The organism is Scandinavium lactucae, assembly GCF_033843265.1.
Classification (GTDB): domain Bacteria; phylum Pseudomonadota; class Gammaproteobacteria; order Enterobacterales; family Enterobacteriaceae; genus Scandinavium; species Scandinavium lactucae.
Map to the genome: position 1 here is coordinate 36,758 of NZ_JAWXRD010000033.1, position 21,886 is coordinate 58,643.

Below are 21,886 nucleotides of genomic sequence, written 5' to 3' on the forward strand. Positions count from 1 at the left end.
TTGCTCACATATTTCTACTCAGGAAGGTGGGTTGTTCTGAAGCGTCAGTAACAGCCCGTCACGGCGCATGGTGGCCGCTTCTTCCGGCTGATGCAGCCTGTCGAGTGCATCGGCCAGCCAGGCGTAGTCGAACGCGTCAGGACGCTGTTTCAGCGCCGCCCGGAAGGCAATGGTGGCCTCCTGCCATTCGCCGTGCTTCATCAGCGACTGACCCAGCGTACTCCACAACAGCGGACGGTCGCCCACGCTCTTGATCTGCTGGCGCAACACTTTTTCCAACTGTTCCGGATTGGTGGTTTTCAGACGCGGAACCGGGAGCAGCAGACGGTCGTCGTATTGGCGTTTCAGGCCATCGATAATGATCTGCTGGGCCATGTCATGATCGTCACACTCGATGAGGTGATCGGCCATGGCCACCTGCAGCGGCACGCGCTGACGGGTTTTACGACTCTGATTTTTCCACCACTCGCGCAGACCATCGCTGCCCTGATCGGCACGCGCCTGTTCCATCAGACCAATCCATGCCTGCTGTTCCAGAGCATCACGGTGGGCTTCATCGCCGACGTTGGCTTTCGCCATCGACGGAATGATATCGAGCAGTGAACTCCAGGCCCCGGTACGGATATAAGCTTGTTCAGCCAGACGCAGCACTTCAGGATGACGTGGTGCGATTTCCAGCAGTCTGTCTACGCCATGGCGGGCCGCGTGGTCTTCATGACGCGCGAGCTGGATACGTACCCGGGTGATTTCCACCGGGATCAGATCGTTGCCGGCGCTTTCCGCGGCACGTTCCAGATGCTGATTCGCGCGCATTTCGTCCCCGCGCTGCTGCGCTGCTTCCGCCGCGAGCAGATAATTCACCACTGGCTGTTCAGCGTGATCGGCATTTTTCGCCATCAGCTTCTCAACCTGCTGGTAGTCGCCTTCCGCCAGTTTCAGCAGCGCCTGTTCGGTCTGCTTGCGGGCGCGACGGCGTTTGCGGCCAACAAACCAGCCCCGGGTATGGGCCCCGGTGCGGAAGATACGGCGCAGCAGCCATTCGATGGCGAACAACACCACCATCGTCAGGATCATAATGATCACCAGACCGGTGACGCTGGTTTCGATGTTGTAGGTGTCAGTCTGGATCAGGACGTAGCCTTGATGACCCGCGATGATCGGCCCAACCACGATCCCGGCGATCAGCAATGCAAAGAGCAATAATACTTTAAGCATGATTATTCTCCCTGCGGTGCGGCGGTGGCGGGTGCAGCATCAGCCTGCGGCGTCGCGCTCGGCGCAACCGACGGCTGTGCCAGCAGATTCCGCACGCGGGTCTGCATTAGTTTTTCCAGAATAGGCTGGCTTTGCAGCGTTTCCGGCACGTCCATATTGATGTTCTGCTGACTCAGTGAATCCAGTTCATCCAGGAAGGCTTTGGTGGTGGCGTCGTCGGTATCGTAGTAAGCCCGTACCCAAGTGGACACGTTATCCAGTGCCTGTTTATAGGTTTGTTCCTGATGGCGAGGCACGGCCTGCGCAGCAACCAGCAGACGGGAGCGGATATTCTCCCGCAGATAGACGTCCTGATTCGGCGCTAACAGCGGAACCGCCGTTTCGTCACGGCGACGAATGGTAATAAAGCTGTCCATAAAACTCTGCCAGCTCTTTTGCAGATTGACGCGCCATTCGCCGAGGGAGCTTGAAAGCTCGCTACTGTCTTCGTCCATCGGGGAATCGTCGTCGGTATTGTCGGCCAGACGCAGGTTATCAATCTGATTCGACAGCTGATTCACCTTCAAAATAATTCCGTCGTAATCGACCTGGGTTACGGCAGACAGGCTGGCGATATCGTCAGTAATGGCCCGACGTGCGGTGATCAGGCTTGGGTCATTCATGTCTGCCAGGCTTGCATCGGCGCTTTTCAGCAGTGCCGCTGCGCTGGTGGCGTCCTGATCGCTCCACAGCTTACGACCCGCCAGTTTGACGAGGAAATCAGCCTGCGCCAGTTGCCAAGTTTTGGCATCGCTCCCGGAAATGGTGGCCACTTTCTGCTGCAGTTCATCGAGCTGCTTGTGTAGCGCGTCCTGCTGCTGTTTCGCGGCAGTCAGCTGCTCGGCCTGCTGCTTAATCACGCCTTCCAGTTCGGTTTTCTGCGATTCCTGCGCTTTTTGCAGGGCGGTCACTTGATTCACCAGCGCATCGCTGGCGGAGGTCTGATTCGCACCTTGCTGTTTCACCAGGCTGTACAGGCCAATGCCTGCGGCCAGGGCGATGGCAATCGCCACCACGCTGAGCGCCAAAGGGGCTTTGTTGCTGCTCTTTTTCTTCTCAGCGTTTTTCGTTTCAGCATTCTCCGGCTGTGGCGTCACTTCCACGGCCTCCCTGGTCTCTTCAACCACGGCGGAGTTCTCTTTTTGTTCCGTCATTATGGCTTCCAATGTTGAGAGTTATTGTAAAGCACGCAGCAGCGCGTCGTTGTCGGCGCTATCGGCCACCCTGATATTCTGCCAGCCCAGTTCCCGGGCCTGTTCTGCCAGGCGCTCACTCACCACAAGCACCTCGCAGTGTAACAACCAACGTTCGCGATACCATTGCGGGATCAGCGACCAAAGCTGTTTTAACATTTCGCCGCTGGTGATGACCAGTCGAGTCACGCCGCGCGATTCCCAGCGCAGGGCTTCTTCTGCACCGTCATAGTGGCGATTAGTGCGTTGATAACATTCGCAAAAAGTCACGCTGGCACCGCGTTCCTGCAAGGTTGCGCCGAGCAGTTCTCGCCCGCCGTTGCCGCGTAAAATCAGCGCTTTCTTGCCAGCAACGTTTTGTAATTCAGGTAATTGTAGCAACACTTCGCTGATTTCCCGATCGAGCGGATAACGAACGTCAATACTGCTGACTTTATGCAGAGCCAGGCCGGTGGTGCGCCCGATGGCAAAATAGCGCGGCGCGGATGGCCACGGTTGCCCGTGTTGTTGCAGCTGCGCATGGGCAAATTCCACGGCATGTTGCGAAAGCGCGAACAGGAGGCTGCCTTCGGCCAACGCGGCCAGATACGCCGGAAGCTGGGCGAGTTCACGGCCGGGAGTAAATTCGATTAACGGAAAGCTCCAGGCCTCTCGCCCCAGCGCGCGCAGGCGGCTGACAAGTTCTTCCCCTTGGGGAGACGGGCGAGTGACCAGAATGCTCATTCAGGGGCTTCTCCGTGATAAACGTCCGCGAGGATCTCGCGTGCGCCGTTATTGAGTAACTCTTCAGCCAGTGAAATGCCGAGTTTTTCGGCGTCTTCCGCAGGTCCACGACGCTCCCCGCGTACCAACTGGCTGCCGTCAGGCGCGCCAACCAGCGCGCGGAGCCAGATTTCGCCATTGCTCAATTCAGCATAGCTGCCAATCGGCACCTGACAGCCGCCTTCGAGGCGGGTATTCATCGCGCGTTCGGCGCAGACGCGAACGGCGGTGTCCGTATGATTCAGCGGTGCGAGCAGTGCGCGGGTGTGTTGGTCGTCAAGACGACATTCAATGCCCACGGCACCCTGACCCACGGCGGGCAGAGATTGCTCTGGCGACAGGGCCTGACGGATGCGGTTTTCCAGTCCGAGGCGTTTGAGCCCGGCGACCGCCAAAATAATCGCATCATAATCGCCGTTATCGAGCTTACTTAAACGCGTGCCGACGTTGCCGCGCAGCGAGCGAATCACCAGGTCCGGACGCTCGGCGGCCAGCTGACACTGGCGGCGTAAACTTGAGGTGCCAACCACGCTGCCGACGGGCAAGGCATCGAGGGATGCAAACCGATTTGAGACAAACGCATCGCGCGGATCGTCGCGTTCGCAGATGGTCGTCAGGCCAAGCCCTGGCGGAAATTCCACCGGGACATCTTTCATCGAATGCACGGCGATATCCGCCCGCCCTTCAAGCAGTGCCAGTTCCAGTTCTTTGACAAACAGCCCTTTACCGCCCACTTTTGCCAGCGGCGTATCGAGGATCACATCGCCACGTGTGACCATTGGCACCAGTTCAACCTGGAGCCCGGGATGGCTCGCGATCAGCCTGTCTTTCACATAATATGCCTGCCAGAGTGCGAGAGGACTTTGGCGTGTGGCAATTCTTAAAACTTTGTCTAACATGCTTGTTACCGTCGTTATCGTCCGCCAGCCATCCTAACATTGTTGCTATAAGGATGTTAGTTTTCGAGTTTTTCTGAAAATGCGCAAAAGAGACCAACAGGGCGTGTTGAAGAATTTACAGCGGTTAATTGGTGCTAAACTTATCTGTAGCGCATCTTTCTTTACGGTCAAACGGCAAGGTGTTAAATTGATCACGTTTTAAACCGTTTGTTAGCCCGCACCACACACCATCCTGGCGACAGACGGTAGCGGTTCTTGTTGAATTCTAAAAACCTTCGTATCCCGTGCAGTTCACCGCTTTAGCGATACGCCAGGTTTTAACATCAGGCGATATGTCTTGTACCTCTATATTGAGACACTGAAACAGAGACTGGATGCCATAAATCAATTGCGCGTGGATCGCGCGCTTGCTGCCATGGGGCCCGCTTTCCAGCAGGTCTACAGTCTTCTGCCGACATTGCTGCATTATCATCATCCGCTGATGCCTGGTTACCTCGAGGGTAACGTCCCCAAAGGCATTTGCCTCTACACGCCTGATGAAACCCAACGTCACTACCTTGATGAGCTTGAACTGCATCGCGGCATGCCGCCGCAGGACACCGCCAAAGGCGAACTGCCGATCACCGGCGTGTACTCAATGGGTAGCACCTCTTCTGTCGGTCAAAGTTGTTCTTCGGATCTCGATATCTGGGTCTGTCATCAGGCCTGGCTTGATAACGGCGAACGACAGCTGCTGCAACGAAAATGTAGCCTGCTGGAAAGCTGGGCCGCCTCACTCGGGGTGGAAGTCAGCTTCTTCCTGATCGACGAAAACCGCTTCCGCCATAACGAAAGCGGCAGCCTGGGCGGCGAAGACTGCGGTTCGACGCAGCATATTTTGCTGCTCGACGAATTTTATCGCACCGCCGTGCGCCTCGCGGGGAAACGTATTCTGTGGAATATGGTGCCGTGCGAAGAAGAAGAGCATTACGACGATTACGTCATGAAGCTCTACGCGCAGGGCGTGCTGACCCCGAACGAATGGATGGATCTCGGCGGATTGAGCACGCTCTCCGCAGAAGAATACTTCGGTGCCAGCCTGTGGCAGCTGTATAAAAGCATTGATTCGCCGTACAAAGCGGTGCTGAAAACGCTGCTGCTTGAAGCCTATTCCTGGGAATATCCGAACAGCCGCCTGCTGGCGAAAGACATTAAACAGCGCCTGCATGATGGCGAGATTGTGTCGTTCGGGCTTGACCCTTACTGCATGATGCTCGAACGCGTCACCACCTATCTGCTGGCCATTGATGACACCACCCGTCTGGATCTGGTGCGTCGATGTTTCTACCTCAAAGTCTGCGAAAAACTGAGCCGCGAACGTGCGTGCGTCGGCTGGCGTCGTGAAGTGATCGGCCAGTTAGTGAAAGAGTGGGGCTGGAGCGAAGAGCGTCTGGCGATGCTGGATAACCGCGCCAACTGGAAGATTGACGAAGTACGCGATGCGCACAATGAACTGCTCGACGCGATGATGCAGAGCTACCGCAATCTGATTCGTTTCGCGCGCCGGAACAACCTCAGCGTTTCCGCCAGCCCGCAGGACATTGGTGTCCTGACCCGAAAACTGTATGCCGCGTTTGAAGCCCTGCCGGGCAAAGTCACGCTGGTTAACCCGCAAATTTCGCCGGACCTTTCTGAGCCAAATCTGACCTTTATTCATGTGCCGCCGGGCCGTGCCAACCGTACAGGCTGGTATCTCTACAACCGCGCCCCGAACATGGAATCGATCGTCAGTCATCAACCGCTCGAATATAACCGTTATCTTAATAAGCTGGTGGCCTGGGCCTGGTTTAACGGCCTGCTAACCTCACGCACCCGCCTGTTTATTAAGGGCAACGGCATTGCCGACCTGGCAAAACTGCAGGAAATGGTCGCTGACGTCTCGCACCACTTCCCCCTGCGCCTGCCCGCACCGACGCCAAAAGCGTTGTACAGCCCCTGCGAAATTCGCCATCTGGCGATTATCGTCAACCTCGAATACGACCCGACGACGGCGTTCCGTAATCAGGTGGTGCATTTTGATTTCCGTAAGCTCGACGTTTTCAGCTTTGGCGAAGAGCAGAACTGCCTGGTAGGCAGCGTTGACCTGCTGTATCGCAACTCGTGGAATGAGGTACGAACTCTGCACTTTAACGGCGAGCAGGCGATGATCGAAGCGCTGAAAACCATTCTCGGTAAAATGCACCAGGATGCGGCTCCGCCAGACAGCGTCGACGTATTCTGCTACAGCCAGCATTTGCGTGGTCTTATCCGCACCCGCGTGCAGCAGCTGGTTTCAGAGTGTATTGAACTGCGTCTTTCCAGTACGCGTCAGGAAACGGGGCGTTTCAAAGCGCTGCGTGTGGCGGGGCAAACCTGGGGACTGTTCTTCGAGCGGCTGAACGTTTCCGTACAGAAGCTGGAAAACGCCATCGAGTTCTATGGCGCGATTTCGCATAACAAACTGCATGGTTTGTCGGTGAAAGTGGAAACCAACCATGTGCAGCTTCCGCCGGTGGTTGATGGTTTCGCCAGCGAAGGGATTATTCAGTTCTTCTTTGAAGACAGCAGCGAAGACAACGGCTTTAACATCTACATTCTGGATGAAAGCAACCGGGCAGAGGTGTATCACCACTGCGAAGGCAGCAAAGAAGAACTGGTGCGCGATGTCAGCCGGTTCTACTCGTCATCGCACGATCGCTTCACCTATGGCTCAAGCTTCATCAACTTCAACCTGCCGCAGTTCTACCAGATTGTGAAAGTCGACAATCGCGCTCAGGTTATCCCGTTCCGCACGCAGGCCATTGCGGCCGTCGCATCCGCTAATCAGGATGAAACGACCCCGCTACTGCAGCAGTACTTTTCTTAACGGAAGCTAACCGCTTCGCCCGCCTGCTGTGTGGCGGCCTGTTCCAGTAAATCCCAGAACGTTTCGCCGCTGCGATCGCAGACCCATTCCGTGCCTTTCAGGTCGAAATGATAGCCGCCTTGTTTGGTCGCCAGCCACACCTGGTGTAAAGGCTCCTGGCGGTTAATGATGATTTTGCTGCCGTTCTCGAAACTCAGCGTCAGTACGCCGCCGTTTATCTCGCAATCAATATCGCCGTCGCCATCCCAGTCATCAATGCTCTCTTCGATGGTCATCCACAACTGGTCTGCAAGGCGATGAAATTCACTGTCGTTCATTGTTCTTTTCCATTATCAGGTGATGGGCGCAGTATAACGCGAAACAATTCCGGTTGCAGTCAGGCGCTAAACGCTTGCTTTTACGTCTTCTCCTGCGATGATAGAAAGCAGAAAGCATCAACCACAGGCACTATAAGAATGAAGAACCTCTTTCGACCACTGGTCCTTTTGGCTGCGTTAATGACCCTGGCAGGTTGTGGCCTGAAGGGGCCGCTCTATTTCCCACCTGCAGATAAAACCGCTGCACCCCCGACGAAACCGGTCAATCCAGGTACTCAGAGTACCGAACCGACTCGTAACGATCGTGGCGATAACGGTGGCCCGACCCAGGTTAACTACTAATACGACGTCGTTGTTTCTGCGTGGATGGAGTAAATGATGCAGTTCTCTAAAATGCACGGCCTTGGCAACGATTTCATGGTCGTCGATGCGGTAACGCAGAATGTGTTCTTTTCTCCCGAGCTGATCCGCCGCCTGGCCGACAGGCATCTTGGCGTAGGATTCGATCAGCTGCTGGTGGTTGAACCGCCGTACGATCCCGATCTCGATTTTCACTACCGCATCTTTAACGCTGACGGCAGCGAAGTGTCGCAGTGTGGTAACGGCGCACGCTGCTTTGCGCGGTTTGTGCGCCTGAAAGGCCTGACCAATAAACGTGACATCCACGTCAGCACCGCCAACGGTCGTATGGTATTAACCGTAACGGACGACGACCTGGTGCGGGTGAACATGGGCGAGCCGAATTTCGATCCGTCGCAGGTGCCGTTTCGCGCTAACAAAGCGGAAAAGACCTATATTATGCGTGCGGCCGAGCAGACAGTATTGTGTGGCGTCGTCTCGATGGGCAACCCGCACTGCGTGGTACAAGTCGACAGTGTGGATACCGCCCCGGTGGAAACATTAGGCCCTGTTCTGGAAAACCATGAACGTTTTCCGGAGCGTGCCAATATCGGTTTTATGCAGGTGGTAAAGCACGACCACATCCGTTTACGCGTCTATGAACGCGGTGCGGGTGAAACCCAGGCCTGCGGCAGCGGCGCGTGTGCGGCGGTCGCCGTCGGCATTCAGCAAGGGTTGCTGGGCGAAGAGGTACGCGTGGAATTACCAGGCGGGCGTCTTGATATCGCCTGGAAAGGACCGGGTCAACCGTTGTTTATGACTGGCCCGGCGGCACATGTCTACGACGGATTTATTCATCTATGAAATCAATCGGGGAAGAACAGCAGGCAGAACTGAGCGCGCTCGACGATCGCGCGGTGGTGGATTACCTGCTGCAACATCCTGAATTCTTTATTCGCAATGCCTCTGCGGTGGAAGGGATGCGTGTCCCGCATCCGGTTCGCGGCACGGTGTCGCTGGTCGAATGGCATATGGCGCGCGCCAGAAATCACATCAACGCGCTGGAAGAGAATATGACGCTGCTGGTGGAGCAAGCCTCGGCCAACGAAAGCCTGTTCTATCGTCTGCTGCATCTGCAAACGCGGCTGGCGGCGGCGGAAAGCCTCGATGATATGCTCAACCGTTTCCATCGCTGGGCGCGCGATCTGGGGCTGGCAGGCGCTACTGTGCGTCTGTTTGCCGATCGCTGGCGCATTGGTGCGCCGTCTAAATTCACCCAATTGGCGCTGTCGCGGCAGGCGTTTGAATCGATCCGCATTCAGCGTCTGGGTCATGAACGGCATTTTCTGGGCTCGCTCAATGGGCCGGAACTGCTGGTGATGATGCCGGATGCCAAAGCGATTGGCTCGGTGGCGATGTCGATGCTGGGCAGCGATGGCGATCTCGGCGTAGTGCTGTTCAGTAGCCGCGATCCGCAGCACTATCAGGCCGGTCAGGGAACGCACCTTTTGCAGGAAATTTCCCTGCTGCTGCCGGGCTTGCTGGAGCGTTGGGTCGAGCGCGTATGACTCCGTCGCCGCTATCCGCCTCTACCGAACGCTTCTTGCGCTATCTCGGCGTTGAACGCCAGCTCAGCCCGATTACCGTGCTCAACTATCAGCGTCAGCTGGAAGCCATCATGGTGTTAGCCGACGAAAGCGGCGTCAAAAGCTGGCAACAATGTGACGCTGCGGTGGTGCGTAATTTCGCGGTGCGTAGCCGCCGGAAAGGGCTCGGTCCGGCCAGCCTCGCGCTGAGACTGTCGGCGTTACGCAGCTTTTTCGACTGGATGGTGAGTCAGGGTGAACTTCTCGCCAATCCGGCGAAAGCCGTTTCGGCCCCGAAAGCCCCGCGTCATTTACCGAAAAACATCGACGTCGATGACGTCAACCGACTGCTGGATATCGACCTGAACGATCCGCTGGCGGTGCGCGACCGGGCGATGCTGGAAGTGATGTACGGCGCAGGCCTGCGTCTGTCAGAACTGGTCGGCCTCAATATCAAACATCTGGATTTAGAGTCCGGCGAAGTGTGGGTGATGGGTAAGGGCAGCAAAGAACGCCGTCTGCCGATCGGTCGCAACGCCGTGCAGTGGATTGAACACTGGCTGGATTTACGTGGGCTATTTGGCAGCGAGGAAGAAGCGCTGTTTCTGTCGAAGCTCGGCAAGCGTATCTCGGCCCGCAACGTGCAAAAGCGGTTCGCCGAATGGGGCATCAAGCAGGGGCTGAACAGCCATGTGAATCCGCACAAGCTGCGCCACTCGTTCGCCACTCACATGCTCGAATCGAGCGGTGATTTGCGCGGGGTGCAGGAACTGTTGGGCCACGCTAATCTCACCACCACTCAGATCTATACCCATCTTGATTTTCAACACCTTGCCTCGGTGTACGACAAGGCGCACCCACGCGCCAAACGGGGGAAATAATGCGTTTTTACCGTCCACTGGGCCAGATAGCGGCCCTGACCTTCGACCTGGATGACACCCTTTACGACAACCGGCAGGTGATTCGCCGCACGGAAAAAGAGTCGCTGGCGTTTGTCCGCAATTACCATCCGGCGTTACAGGCGCTGGAAAGCCGTGATTTTCAGCAGTTGCGCCAGTCGCTGCGCCAGGCCGATCCGGAAATTTATCACGATGTGACCGAATGGCGTCGGCGGGCGGTCGAGCAGGCGATGCTCAACGCCGGGCTATCGGCAAGAGAGGCCACCGTCGGTGCCAATGCGGCGATGGTGAATTTCGCCCAATGGCGCAGTGCGATTGAGGTGCCGCAGGAAACCCACGACACCCTCGCGCGTCTGGCAGAAAAATGGCCGCTGGTGGCGATAACCAACGGCAATGCCCAGCCGGAACTGTTTGGTCTGAACGACTATTTTAAGTTCGTGCTGCGCGCGGGCCCCGATGGGCGTTCAAAGCCGTTTAGCGACATGTACCATCTGGCAGCGGAACGCCTCGACGTGCCGCTGGAGCAGATCCTGCACGTCGGCGACGACCTGACGACCGACGTCGCAGGCGCTATCCGCTGCGGGATGCAGGCCTGCTGGATAAACCTGCTCGAGGGCGATTTAATGCAAATTGCCGACAGCCGCCTGTTACCTCACATCGAAATTTCGCGGTTGGCATCGCTCACTACGCTGATATAATCACCGTAACTCTGTATAAAATTCCAGGGTTTTGGCGGGTGCGCGATGCTTATCCGCCCTACGATCGTGTAGGCCCGGCAAGCGAAGCGCCACCGGGCGTTTCGACGTTTTCTCAATTTCTATCCGGCGGTGCCAATGGACGTTTCTTACCTGCTCGACAGCCTCAATGACAAACAGCGTGAAGCCGTGGCGGCATCGCGTACCAACATGCTGGTGCTGGCGGGAGCGGGAAGCGGTAAGACGCGTGTGCTGGTGCACCGTATCGCGTGGCTGATTAGCGTGGAACACTGCTCGCCCTATTCCATCATGGCGGTGACATTTACCAACAAAGCGGCGGCGGAAATGCGCCACCGTATCGGCCAACTGATGGGCACCACCCAGGGCGGAATGTGGGTCGGTACTTTCCACGGGCTGGCACACCGTTTGCTGCGTGCCCACCATCTGGACGCCAATCTGCCGCAGGATTTCCAAATCCTCGACAGCGAAGATCAGCTGCGTCTGCTCAAGCGCTTGATCAAGGCGATGAACCTCGACGACAAGCAATGGCCGGCGCGGCAGGCAATGTGGTACATCAACGGCCAGAAAGATGAAGGGATACGCCCGCATCATATTCAAAGCTACGGCAACCCGGTGGAGCAGACCTGGCAGAAGGTGTATCAGGCCTATCAGGAAGCCTGCGACCGCGCGGGGCTGGTGGATTTCGCCGAGCTGCTGCTGCGTGCCCACGAGCTATGGCTCAACAAGCCGCACATTCTCCAGCACTATCGCGAGCGTTTTACCAATATCCTGGTCGACGAATTCCAGGATACCAACAACATTCAGTACGCGTGGATCCGTCTGCTGGCGGGCGACAGCGGCAAGGTGATGATCGTTGGCGATGATGACCAGTCGATTTACGGCTGGCGCGGGGCGCAGGTGGAAAACATCCAGCGCTTCCTGAACGATTTCCCCGGAGCCGAAACCATCCGTCTGGAGCAGAACTACCGCTCGACGAACAATATCCTGAGCGCCGCCAACGCCCTGATTGAAAACAACAACGGGCGACTGGGTAAAAAGCTGTGGACCGACGGGGTCGACGGCGAACCGATCTCCCTGTACTGCGCTTTCAACGAGCTGGACGAAGCGCGCTTTGTGGTTAACCGGATCAAAACCTGGCAGGACAACGGCGGGCAGCTTGAGCAGTGCGCCATTCTCTATCGCAGCAACGCCCAGTCGCGTGTGCTGGAAGAGGCGTTGTTGCAGGTCAGTATGCCGTACCGTATTTATGGCGGGATGCGCTTCTTCGAACGTCAGGAAATTAAAGACGCGCTCTCCTATCTGCGCCTGATTGCCAACCGCAACGACGATGCGGCGTTTGAACGCGTGGTGAACACCCCGACGCGTGGCATTGGTGACCGTACCCTCGACGTGGTGCGCCAGGCTTCCCGCGACCGTCAACTGACGCTGTGGCAAGCCTGCCGTGAACTGCTGAAAGACAAAGCGCTGGCCGGGCGCGCTGCCAGCGCCTTACAACGCTTTATGGAACTCATCGACGCCCTGGCGCAGGAAACGGCGGACATGCCGCTGCACGTCCAGACCGACCGGGTCATTAAAGATTCCGGTCTGTTCATGATGTATGAGCAGGAGAAAGGCGAGAAGGGCCAGACGCGTATCGAAAACTTAGAGGAACTGGTGACGGCGACGCGCCAGTTCAGCTACAACGACGAAGAAGAAGATTTAATGCCGCTGCAGGCATTCCTCTCCCATGCTGCGCTGGAAGCAGGTGAAGGGCAGGCGGATACCTGGCAGGATGCAGTCCAGCTGATGACCCTGCACTCGGCGAAAGGCCTGGAGTTTCCGCAGGTGTTTATCGTCGGCATGGAAGAGGGCATGTTCCCGAGCCAGATGTCGCTCGATGAGGGCGGTCGACTGGAAGAAGAACGTCGACTGGCCTACGTCGGCGTCACCCGCGCGATGCAAAAGCTGACCCTGACCTACGCCGAAACGCGCCGTTTGTACGGCAAAGAAGTCTATCATCGTCCGTCCCGCTTCGTCGGTGAGCTGCCGGAAGCCTGCGTGGAAGAAGTGCGTCTGCGCGCCACCGTGAGCCGCCCGGTCAGCCATCAACGGATGGGCACGCCAATGGCGGAGAACGACACCGGCTATAAGCTCGGCCAGCGCGTGCGTCACCCGAAATTTGGTGAAGGGACCATCGTTAATCTGGAAGGCAGCGGTGAACACAGCCGGTTGCAGGTGGCATTCCAGGGGCAAGGGATCAAATGGCTGGTGGCCGCCTATGCACGCCTCGAAAACGTGTAACATTAAGAAATACATCATATTTTCTTAACGTTCTGCTAGTCTTATAGGCCAGAGAGGGTGAAAAGCTCTCTGGCGCTTCGCTGTTTGTTGACGCTTCATTTAGGCTGGCGTAACATGCGCGCACGAATACGCTAAGAGGACTGATACCTTGGACACACCCAGTAGATGCTGGCTCAACTTCCTGCAATCCAGGAACAACTCCTAAGGCTATCACCCGACGCTGATGGCCTTAGAGGTTGTCAGCGACATGCGCTATTCCCGTCGCTCTGAGTCAGGCTTAATGGTCTGAAACCCCCGATGTTTCTGTGTGCCCACCGTACTGTCCGATAATTTTTTGCATTGGGAGTCCCGGTCATGCTGAGCGCATTTCAACTAGAAAACAATCGCTTAACGCGACTCGAGTCTGATGATATCAAGCATCTGGCCAGTTCAGTCTGGGTAGATTTGGTTGAGCCAGACGATGAAGAACGTCACCGCGTACAGACAGAACTGGGCCAGAACCTGGCCACACGACCAGAACTGGAAGACATCGAGGCGTCAGCCCGTTTCTTCGAAGACGAAGACGGCCTGCACATCCACTCCTTCTTCTTCTTCGAAGATGCCGACGATCACGCGGGGAACTCCACCGTAGCGTTCACCATCCGCGAAGGGCGTTTGTTCACCCTGCGCGAGCGCGAACTGCCTGCGTTCCGCCTGTATCGTATGCGTGCCCGTAACCAGGAGCTGGTCGACGGCAACGCGTTTGAGCTGTTGCTCGATCTGTTCGAAACCAAAATCGAACAGCTGGCGGATGAAATTGAAAACATCTACAGCGATCTGGAAAAGCTGAGCCGCGTGATCATGGAAGGTCATCAGGGCGACGAATATGACGAAGCGCTGTCAACCCTGGCGGAACTGGAAGATATCGGCTGGAAGGTCCGTTTGTGTCTGATGGATACCCAGCGCGCGCTGAACTTCCTGGTGCGCAAGGCACGGTTGCCCGCAGTTCAGCTTGAGCAAGCGCGGGAGATCCTCCGAGATATCGAATCCCTGCTGCCGCACAACGAATCCCTGTTCCAGAAGGTAAACTTCCTGATGCAGGCGGCGATGGGCTTTATCAACATCGAGCAGAACCGCATTATCAAGATCTTCTCGGTGGTATCGGTGGTGTTCCTGCCGCCGACGTTGGTGGCCTCGAGCTATGGGATGAACTTTGAGTTCATGCCTGAGCTGCACTGGAGCTTCGGTTATCCGGGGGCGATTATCTTCATGATCCTCGCCGGGCTCGCGCCGTACCTCTACTTCAAGCGTAAGAACTGGCTTTAAGTATCACGTCATAATCACGGCGGCTGGCCGGACTGAAGCCGCCGATCAGCAACGGCTCTGCAATCTCTGCCTCATGGGCAATCTCCGTTAATGCTTCGCGCAATGCGTTCAGCGTCTGCGCCGAGATGTGGCGCGAGGCGATCAGCGGCAGGCCCGGCGTTAACGCCGTTTCACCTATCACGGTGAGGCCCGTTAGCGCCTGCGGTTCATAACGCGCCAACAGCGCCAGGCTTACGCAGTCGATGGCGGCAATATCCGCCGCGCCGCGTTGCAACGCCCTCAGCGACTGGCGATGGCTGCCGGTCCACACAATCGAACGGAAAAAGGCATCGTCGTGTCTGACGCTATTGCGCAGGGCGTGATAGCCCGACTGCGAATCTTTCGAATTGCAGGCCGCGACCTGCCCACGAAAATCGCGCACTGTTTTGCCCGCCTCGACCTGACGGACGACCAGCTGGCTGCGATAGTTGATGCCTTCGCAGCCTGGCGCGGTGTAGTGGAAACAGCCCACCACCTGCACCTCGGGCAGTAGCGTCACCAGCGGGTAGCCGCAGGTCTGGCTCAGCAGCAAATCGTCACGTTGCCAGTGCGCGAGCAGATCCGTTGGGCGCTGAAACCGGGCGTCAGGAAAACGACGCTGTATCGCCGCCGCCAGCGCATCAGTGCCCGCCGGATGAACGTCATACATCGGAAACGCGAAATTAACGGCCATGCTGTGAGTCCTCTGAACGTCCTGGATGCACGGTCACATCCACCGGACGAAAACGGTAGTTGCGCCACCATTCCCGATAACCTTTCACCACAAACCCTTGATTGCGCTGGGCGTATCGCTCTTTATCCCGCAGCCAGACTTTGCGCAGGCCGTACCACGGCACGCCCGGCAGGTCGTGATGTACCGAATGATAGTTCAGATTGAGGAACAGCAGCCGCCACGGCAGTGAGGTTTCGGTGATGGCGGAGCGAGCCAGCGGATCGTCGGCGGCCCGATGTTCAAGGAATGAACGGATTTTGGTGATCGCCAGCGCCGGATAACTCACCGCCAGCAGATACCACACTGGGGAAAAGGCATTGTGCTGTAGCCAGGCGAACACCAGCCCTAGCAGGATGAAATGCACCAGCCACATCGCCATCGCTCGAGGTTCTCTGCGGCGAAACGACGTCACCATCCCCTCAAGCACGCCAGCAATATCCAGCGCCGGGGCTAACAGCAGGCGACCCATAAACGTATTTCGCAGATGAATGGCCCGCTGCTGCCAGGCGCTAAACCGCTGCCAGCGCTCGGCGGAAAAGTAGTAGGTTTCAGGATCTTCTCCGGGCATGGTCAGGAGCTGATTGCGGTGATGCGCCAGATGCGAATCACGGTACAGGCCGTAGGGATACCACACCGCCAGCGGCAGCAGGCCGAATAGCTGATTAACCCGTGGCCAGCGCGTCGGGTGTCCATGAATAAGCTCGTGCTGGAGCGATAAATACCAGGTGGTGAACAGGATCAGCAGCGCCGTTGAGGCGAAAAGCCCCAGCTCAGCGTTGAACGCCAGGGTGGCAAACCAGCCGCCGTAGAGAGTGAACATCAACAGCCAGGTGGGGAGTTCACTGCGCCATAGCCAGCTTCTGGCGAGCAGGCGCACCGCGCTGCGCTGCTCATCGTGCAGCCAGGCAGAACGTCGGGCGGGATCAGGTATCAACATCCGGCTTTCACATCTCAAGGGGTTATCCGCTGAAGATGTGAGAAGCCGGTTGAAATAACAAAGAATTTAACTGGATGAGCTTTGCCGCTTTCCGGCAAAGCTTGAGGTGTCAGCGTTTTGGCGTACGACGCAGGGTGTACAGCGCATCGAAAACAAATACTGCCAGCGCCACCCAAATAAAGGCGAAGGTGACCATTTTGTCCGCGCCCGGTGTTTCACCATAAAACGCGACGGCGAGGATAAACATCAGTGTCGGGCCAATGTACTGGAAGAAGCCCAGGGTCGACAGACGCAGTTTGGTCGCTGCCCCGGTGAAGCACAGCAGCGGAATAGTGGTGACTACGCCAGCGGCCATCAGCAGCAGGTTCAGCGACCACGGGTTTTGCCCCATATGGCTGGTGGCGCTGTCGGCAATGCCGAACAGATAAATCGCCGCCACGGGCAGCAGCCACAGGGTTTCAACCAACATCCCGGTCTGCGCATCGACGGCAATTTTCTTGCGCACCAGGCCATAGAACGCAAAGCTGAACGCCAGTCCAAGGGCGATAATCGGCAGTGATCCAAAGGTCCAGAGTTGCACCAGCACGCCACAGGCTGCGAGGAATACCGCTACCCACTGCATTCTGCGGAATCGCTCGCCGAGGAAGAGCATCCCCAGCACGATATTCACCAGTGGGTTAATAAAGTAGCCGAGGCTCGCTTCCAGCATGTGCTGGTTATTCACCGCCCAGATAAACAGCAGCCAGTTGCCGCCAATCAGCACCGCCGACAACGCCAGCAGGAAAATCTTCTTCGGCGTCTGACACAGTCGCTTGATACCGTCCCACTGACGGCTGACGGTAATCAGCGCCACCATAAAGAAGAACGACCAGATGATGCGGTGAGTCAGAATTTCATCGGCGGGAACGTAGTGGATAACCTTGAAGTACGCCGGTGCCACACCCCAAATAAAATAAGCGGCAAGAGCGAGAAACACGCCTTGCCGCGTTTGTTTAGCATCCATGGGAAAATCCGTTACTGATAAGTAAAGGGATGTTACCCGATTTTACCGTTTCAACCCACCATATAAGTGGCGGTTGCACTGGCGATATATACCTGCTCTTCGTTGTGCAATTCCACACGCGCCACTGCGACTTTATTGCCTGCGCGTAGCAGGCTGCTGGTGGCGGTGAAGCGGTTACCACGTCCCGGCCGCAGGTAGTCTACGCGCAAATCAATGGTGCCCATCCGCGATAAACGCTGGCGTAATTCATCTTCGTTAATGGTGTCGTGCCGGGTAAGGGTGCTGCCGACGCACACCAGGCCTGCGGCAACGTCCAGCGCCGAGGCGATCACCCCGCCGTGAAGAATACTTTGCGCCCAGTTGCCGACCATCATCGGCTGGTTGTTAAAACTCAGTTGGGCAAAGGATTTTTCGTAACGTTCCAGTTCCAGACCCAGCGCGCGGTTAAACGGCATGTGATACACAAAGATATCGCCAACCAGCTTTAGCGCGGCTTCGGCGGTCAATTCTGCTGACATAGCACCTGTTCCATTGGTTAATGAATTGTTGATTTTATGCCTATGATTTGTTGATTTCTACTTTCGGAAACGATAACCGCGCAAGAAGTGGATAAGTATGTAAAATGACCTCCGATTCAGAATTTAAAAATAAATTTCTTCAGGAGAATTTCGCAATGCGAACCAGGCTGGGTTGGTTACTGGCAGTAGCAGGGCTGCCGCTTTCCGTATTCGCGCAGGAAGCGACGATTAAAGATGTCCATGATACGCCTGCCGTGCGTGGCAGCATCATTGCTAACATGCTGCAGGAACACGACAATCCGTTCACGCTTTACCCGTATGAGAGCAATTACGTTATTTACACCGCCACCAGTGACATGAACAAAGAAGCCATTAAGAGCTATAACTGGTCGGATAATGCGCGTAAGGATGAGGTGAAATTCCAGCTGAGTTTAGCCTTCCCGCTGTGGCGTGGCATTTTGGGCAATAACTCGGTGCTGGGTGCGTCGTATACCCAGAAATCCTGGTGGCAGCTATCAAACACCGAAGAGTCGGCCCCGTTCCGCGAAACCAACTACGAGCCACAGGTATTCCTCGGCTTTGCCACCGATTATGAGTTTGCGGGCTGGACGCTGCGCGACGTCGAGCTTGGCTATAACCATGACTCCAACGGTCGTTCCGACCCGACATCCCGCAGCTGGAACCGTCTTTACACCCGCCTGATGGCGCAAAACGGCAACTGGCTGGTGGAAGTGAAGCCGTGGTATGTGATTGGTTCCACGGACGATAACCCGGACATCACCAAATATATGGGTTACTACCAGCTCAAAATTGGCTACCAGCTGGGTGAGGCGATTCTGAGCGCCAAAGGCCAGTATAACTGGAATACCGGTTATGGCGGCGCGGAACTCGGCCTGAGCTATCCGGTCACCAGACACGTGCGCCTCTACACCCAGGTGTACAGCGGTTACGGCGAGTCGCTGATCGATTACAACTTCAACCAGACGCGTGTCGGTGTCGGCGTAATGCTCAACGATCTGTTTTAAACGTTGCACTCTTGCTCTCAGGCGCTGAAAATAGCGCCTGTTTTTATTTCAGAATCGGGGTGAGTGTGGCGCAGGCGGAAGTGATAAATCAGGTGTCGCTGGCAAGGCAGGTTTTACAGGAAACCTTTGGCTACCAGCAGTTCCGCCCGGGTCAGGAAACCATTATCGACACCGTGCTCGAAGGGCGCGACTGTTTGGTAGTGATGCCGACCGGCGGCGGAAAATCCCTGTGTTATCAGGTTCCCGCGCTGGTACTCGAGGGCCTGACGGTCGTGGTCTCACCGCTGATTTCACTGATGAAAGACCAGGTTGATCAGCTGCTCGCCAACGGCGTGGCGGCGGGTTGTCTGAACTCTGCCCAGAGCCGGGAACAGCAGCAGGAAGTATTAGCGGGCTGCCGGAGCGGCACCCTCCGCCTGCTGTATATCGCGCCCGAACGGTTGATGATGGATAACTTCATCGATCAAATCAGCCAGTGGCCGCTGTCGATGGTGGCGGTGGATGAAGCACACTGTATTTCCCAGTGGGGACACGACTTCCGCCCGGAATATGCCGCGCTTGGACAACTGCGCCAGCGGCTGCCTACCGTCCCGTTTATTGCCCTGACGGCCACCGCCGATGACACCACCCGCAGCGACATTGTGCGTCTGCTGGGCCTCAACGATCCGTTTATCCAGATAAGCAGCTTTGACCGGCCTAACATCCGCTACATGCTGATGGAAAAGTTCAAGCCGCTCGATCAACTGATGCGCTATGTGCAGGATCAGCGCGGCAAGTCCGGCATTATTTACTGCAACAGCCGCGCCAAAGTGGAAGACACCGCCGCGCGTCTGCAAAGCAAAGGGATCAGCGCCGGGGCCTATCACGCCGGGCTGGAAAATAGCGTCCGGGCCGACGTGCAAGAGCGCTTCCAGCGCGACGACCTGCAAATTGTGGTCGCTACTGTGGCCTTCGGGATGGGTATCAACAAGCCGAACGTGCGCTTCGTGGTGCATTTCGACATTCCGCGCAATATCGAATCCTACTATCAGGAAACCGGCCGCGCCGGGCGCGATGGCCTGCCTGCGGAAGCGATGCTGTTTTACGATCCGGCCGACATGGCGTGGCTGCGCAAATGCCTGGAAGAGAAGCCCGCCGGGCAGTTGCAGGACATCGAGCGTCATAAACTCAACGCGATGAACGCCTTTGCCGAAGCGCAAACCTGCCGCCGTCTGGTGCTGCTGAATTACTTTGGCGAAGGACGTCAGGAGCCGTGCGGTAACTGCGACGTGTGCCTTGACCCGCCGAAACAGTACGACGGCCTACAGGATGCGCAGATTGCGCTGTCGGCCATTGGCCGGGTGAATCAGCGTTTCGGGATGGGCTATGTGGTGGAGGTGATCCGCGGGGCTAACAACCAGCGGATCCGCGAGCTGGGCCACGATAAGCTCAAGGTATACGGCATGGGCCGCGATAAAACCCACGAACACTGGGTGAGCGTGATCCGTCAGCTGATTCACCTCGGGCTGGTGACGCAGAATATCGCCCAACATTCGGCGTTGCAGATGACCGATCCGGCGCGTCCGGTGCTGCGTGGCGAAGTGCCGTTGCAGCTCGCGGTGCCGCGCGTACTGGCGCTTAAACCGCGCGTGGCGCAGAAATCCTACGGCGGTAACTACGACCGCAAGCTGTTTGCCAAACTGCGCAAGCTGCGTAAAGTCATCGCCGATGAAGAAAATATCCCGCCTTACGTGGTGTTTAACGATGCCACGTTGATTGAAATGGCCGAACAGATGCCGCTCACCCCAGGTGACATGTTGGGCGTAAACGGCGTCGGCACTCGCAAGCTGGAGCGGTTTGGCCGTGAGTTCATGGCACTGATCCGCAGCCATGTTGACGGCGAAGATGAGTAGTAGCCAGTCCTGCCCGAACGTGGCAGGATAGTGGTTCCCCGACTGATAATCCCGCGAGTGACTTTCTTATGTTGATGCTCTTTCTGACCGTCGCGCTCCTGCATATCGTTGCCCTGGTGACGCCCGGCCCCGACTTCTTTTTCGTATCGCAAACTGCCGTTAGCCGTTCCCGCAAAGAAGCCATGATGGGCGTGTTGGGGATCACCGGTGGCGTCATGGTGTGGTCTGGGGTGGCGTTACTCGGTCTGAATCTGATCCTCGAAAAAATGGCATGGCTGCACAGCGTCATTATGGTCGGCGGCGGGTTGTATCTGTGCTGGATGGGCTATCAAATGCTGCGTGGCGCGTTGAAAAAGGATGCACCAACGGAGGAGCTTCCGGCCGTTGAGCTGGCACACGGTGGCCGTAGTTTCCTGAAAGGTCTGCTCACCAACCTGTCGAACCCGAAAGCCATTATATACTTCGGCAGCGTGTTTTCGCTGTTCGTCGGGGATAGCGTCGGCAGCGCCGAGCGCTGGGGATTATTTGTGATGATCGCCGTGGAAACCTTCGCCTGGTTTACCGTAGTGGCGAGCCTGTTTGCTCTCCCGACCATGCGCCGGGGCTACCAGCGCATGGCGAAATGGATCGATGGCGTGGCGGGCACCCTGTTTGCCGGATTCGGCATCCACCTGATCATCTCCCGTTAATCATGCATGACGCGCTGACGCAAGCAGCGCGCCAACCAGCATAAACAGCGAGCCAAAAATCTTATTCAGGGCCTTCATCTGTCGAGGCCCTTTGATCCAGCCCGCAATCCTCGTCGCCAGCGTCGCATAGCCAATCATCACAATGATATCCACCACGATGGTGGTCACGCCGAGCACCGCATACTGCATCACCTGCGGCTGATGCGGCACGATAAACTGCGGAAACAGTGCCGCGAGGAAAACGATGCTCTTCGGATTGGTCAGGTTGACGAACACCGCGCGTTTGAACAGATGTCCGCGCGTCTGGGTTTTCGCTACCGCGTTCAGGTCGATAGCCCCTGCGGCGCGCCATTGCTGAATGCCAAGCCAGATAAGATACGCTGCACCTGCCCATTTCAGGACTTCAAACGCCAGCAACGAGCGGGAAAACAGCGTTCCTAACCCCACACCCACCAGCACGATATGGATCCCCAGCCCGGTTTGCAGCCCGGCAATCGACGCCGCCGCCCCGCGATAGCCGTGGTTAATGGCGGTGGTCATGGTGTTGATGGCCCCGGAACCGGGGGAGAGGCTGAGAATAATGGACGTCAGCAGATACGCGAACCACCACTCAAAGGTCATGAGAAACTCCCTGCTA

Annotated in this window: 22 protein-coding genes; 12 read left to right on the forward strand and 10 right to left on the reverse strand. The window is 56.9% G+C overall.

The annotated features are described in order from the left end of the window. Window positions 1–18: 18 nt before the first annotated feature. Genes hemY through hemC form a run of 4 tightly spaced genes read right to left on the reverse strand, consistent with a single transcriptional unit; the run spans window position 19 to window position 4,108 of the window. Window positions 19–1,215, reverse strand: a complete 1,197-nt coding sequence (hemY, locus tag SIK69_RS14545) for a protoheme IX biogenesis protein HemY (RefSeq protein WP_319629687.1) — start codon at window positions 1,213–1,215, stop codon at window positions 19–21. Window positions 1,216–1,217: 2 nt separating this feature from the next. Further along, the gene (gene hemX / locus SIK69_RS14550) at window positions 1,218–2,408 is read right to left on the reverse strand and encodes a uroporphyrinogen-III C-methyltransferase (protein WP_319629686.1); all 1,191 of its coding nucleotides are present in this window, start codon (window positions 2,406–2,408) and stop codon (window positions 1,218–1,220) included. Between the two features lie 21 nt (window positions 2,409–2,429). Further along, window positions 2,430–3,170: a uroporphyrinogen-III synthase gene (gene hemD, locus SIK69_RS14555; RefSeq protein ID WP_319629685.1), complete on the reverse strand. Its 741-nt coding sequence runs from the start codon at window positions 3,168–3,170 to the stop codon at window positions 2,430–2,432. Then, window positions 3,167–4,108, reverse strand: coding sequence for a hydroxymethylbilane synthase (hemC, locus tag SIK69_RS14560; RefSeq protein WP_319629684.1), 942 nt, complete (start codon window positions 4,106–4,108; stop codon window positions 3,167–3,169). The genes hemD and hemC overlap by 4 nt, the downstream gene beginning before the upstream one ends. A gap of 337 nt (window positions 4,109–4,445) precedes the next feature. Between hemC and cyaA the strand changes: the two genes are divergently transcribed. Continuing rightward, complete coding sequence (gene cyaA, locus SIK69_RS14565) at window positions 4,446–6,992, forward strand: class I adenylate cyclase (protein WP_319629683.1); 2,547 nt, start codon at window positions 4,446–4,448, stop codon at window positions 6,990–6,992. On the opposite strand, the gene cyaY is transcribed toward cyaA, so the two are convergent. After that, window positions 6,989–7,309, reverse strand: coding sequence for an iron donor protein CyaY (gene cyaY / locus SIK69_RS14570; protein ID WP_319629682.1), 321 nt, complete (start codon window positions 7,307–7,309; stop codon window positions 6,989–6,991). The genes cyaA and cyaY overlap by 4 nt on opposite strands. Before the next feature lie 138 nt (window positions 7,310–7,447). Here cyaY and lptM point away from each other — a divergent pair, with 138 nt between their 5' ends. From lptM to corA, 8 genes are all read left to right on the forward strand, one after another. Further along, window positions 7,448–7,651, forward strand: a complete 204-nt coding sequence (gene lptM / locus SIK69_RS14575; protein ID WP_319629681.1) for an LPS translocon maturation chaperone LptM — start codon at window positions 7,448–7,450, stop codon at window positions 7,649–7,651. Window positions 7,652–7,687: 36 nt separating this feature from the next. Continuing rightward, the gene (gene dapF / locus SIK69_RS14580) at window positions 7,688–8,512 is read left to right on the forward strand and encodes a diaminopimelate epimerase (RefSeq protein ID WP_319629716.1); all 825 of its coding nucleotides are present in this window, start codon (window positions 7,688–7,690) and stop codon (window positions 8,510–8,512) included. After that, window positions 8,509–9,216 (forward strand): DUF484 domain-containing protein, encoded by a 708-nt coding sequence (locus tag SIK69_RS14585; protein ID WP_319629680.1) that lies wholly within the window; start codon window positions 8,509–8,511, stop codon window positions 9,214–9,216. Before dapF ends, SIK69_RS14585 begins: the two co-directional genes overlap by 4 nt. Then, the gene (gene xerC / locus SIK69_RS14590) at window positions 9,213–10,115 is read left to right on the forward strand and encodes a tyrosine recombinase XerC (RefSeq protein ID WP_319629679.1); all 903 of its coding nucleotides are present in this window, start codon (window positions 9,213–9,215) and stop codon (window positions 10,113–10,115) included. Before SIK69_RS14585 ends, xerC begins: the two co-directional genes overlap by 4 nt. Further along, complete coding sequence (gene yigB, locus SIK69_RS14595; RefSeq protein WP_319629678.1) at window positions 10,115–10,831, forward strand: 5-amino-6-(5-phospho-D-ribitylamino)uracil phosphatase YigB; 717 nt, start codon at window positions 10,115–10,117, stop codon at window positions 10,829–10,831. Before xerC ends, yigB begins: the two co-directional genes overlap by 1 nt. Before the next feature lie 135 nt (window positions 10,832–10,966). Further along, window positions 10,967–13,129, forward strand: a complete 2,163-nt coding sequence (gene uvrD, locus SIK69_RS14600) for a DNA helicase II (protein ID WP_319629677.1) — start codon at window positions 10,967–10,969, stop codon at window positions 13,127–13,129. 148 nt (window positions 13,130–13,277) lie between these two features. Continuing rightward, window positions 13,278–13,334, forward strand: coding sequence for a YsgD/CorL family protein (ysgD, locus tag SIK69_RS22950; protein ID WP_366509402.1), 57 nt, complete (start codon window positions 13,278–13,280; stop codon window positions 13,332–13,334). Between the two features lie 149 nt (window positions 13,335–13,483). Further along, a complete protein-coding gene (gene corA, locus SIK69_RS14605; protein WP_319629676.1) occupies window positions 13,484–14,434 on the forward strand; it encodes a magnesium/cobalt transporter CorA in 951 nt (316 codons plus the stop codon). Here corA and SIK69_RS14610 read toward each other — a convergent pair. From SIK69_RS14610 to yigI, 4 genes are all read right to left on the reverse strand, one after another. Next, a complete protein-coding gene (locus tag SIK69_RS14610) occupies window positions 14,412–15,146 on the reverse strand; it encodes a phosphate/phosphite/phosphonate ABC transporter substrate-binding protein (protein WP_319786418.1) in 735 nt (244 codons plus the stop codon). The two genes, corA and SIK69_RS14610, sit on opposite strands and share 23 nt — an antisense overlap. After that, window positions 15,136–16,122 carry a fatty acid desaturase gene (locus SIK69_RS14615; RefSeq protein WP_319786419.1) on the reverse strand — a complete coding sequence of 329 codons (987 nt, stop codon included), beginning with the start codon at window positions 16,120–16,122 and terminating at the stop codon, window positions 15,136–15,138. Before SIK69_RS14615 ends, SIK69_RS14610 begins: the two co-directional genes overlap by 11 nt. Window positions 16,123–16,231: 109 nt before the next feature. After that, a complete protein-coding gene (gene rarD, locus SIK69_RS14620; protein ID WP_319629673.1) occupies window positions 16,232–17,125 on the reverse strand; it encodes an EamA family transporter RarD in 894 nt (297 codons plus the stop codon). Window positions 17,126–17,175: 50 nt separating this feature from the next. Further along, the gene (gene yigI, locus SIK69_RS14625) at window positions 17,176–17,643 is read right to left on the reverse strand and encodes an acyl-CoA thioesterase YigI (protein ID WP_125353410.1); all 468 of its coding nucleotides are present in this window, start codon (window positions 17,641–17,643) and stop codon (window positions 17,176–17,178) included. A 155-nt stretch (window positions 17,644–17,798) separates the two neighbouring features. On the opposite strand from yigI, the gene pldA reads away from it, so the two are divergent. The 3 genes from pldA (at window position 17,799) to rhtC (ending at window position 21,249) form a co-directional block, all read left to right on the forward strand. Next, complete coding sequence (gene pldA / locus SIK69_RS14630) at window positions 17,799–18,668, forward strand: phospholipase A (RefSeq protein WP_319629672.1); 870 nt, start codon at window positions 17,799–17,801, stop codon at window positions 18,666–18,668. A 59-nt stretch (window positions 18,669–18,727) separates the two neighbouring features. Next, on the forward strand, window positions 18,728–20,560 hold the full coding sequence (gene recQ / locus SIK69_RS14635) for an ATP-dependent DNA helicase RecQ (protein WP_319629671.1): 1,833 nt from the start codon (window positions 18,728–18,730) through the stop codon (window positions 20,558–20,560). Between the two features lie 68 nt (window positions 20,561–20,628). Next, the gene (rhtC, locus tag SIK69_RS14640) at window positions 20,629–21,249 is read left to right on the forward strand and encodes a threonine export protein RhtC (RefSeq protein ID WP_319629670.1); all 621 of its coding nucleotides are present in this window, start codon (window positions 20,629–20,631) and stop codon (window positions 21,247–21,249) included. On the opposite strand, the gene rhtB is transcribed toward rhtC, so the two are convergent. Continuing rightward, entirely contained in the window at window positions 21,250–21,870 is a 621-nt protein-coding gene (gene rhtB / locus SIK69_RS14645; RefSeq protein ID WP_319629669.1) for a homoserine/homoserine lactone efflux protein, read from the reverse strand. Window positions 21,871–21,886: the final 16 nt, after the last annotated feature.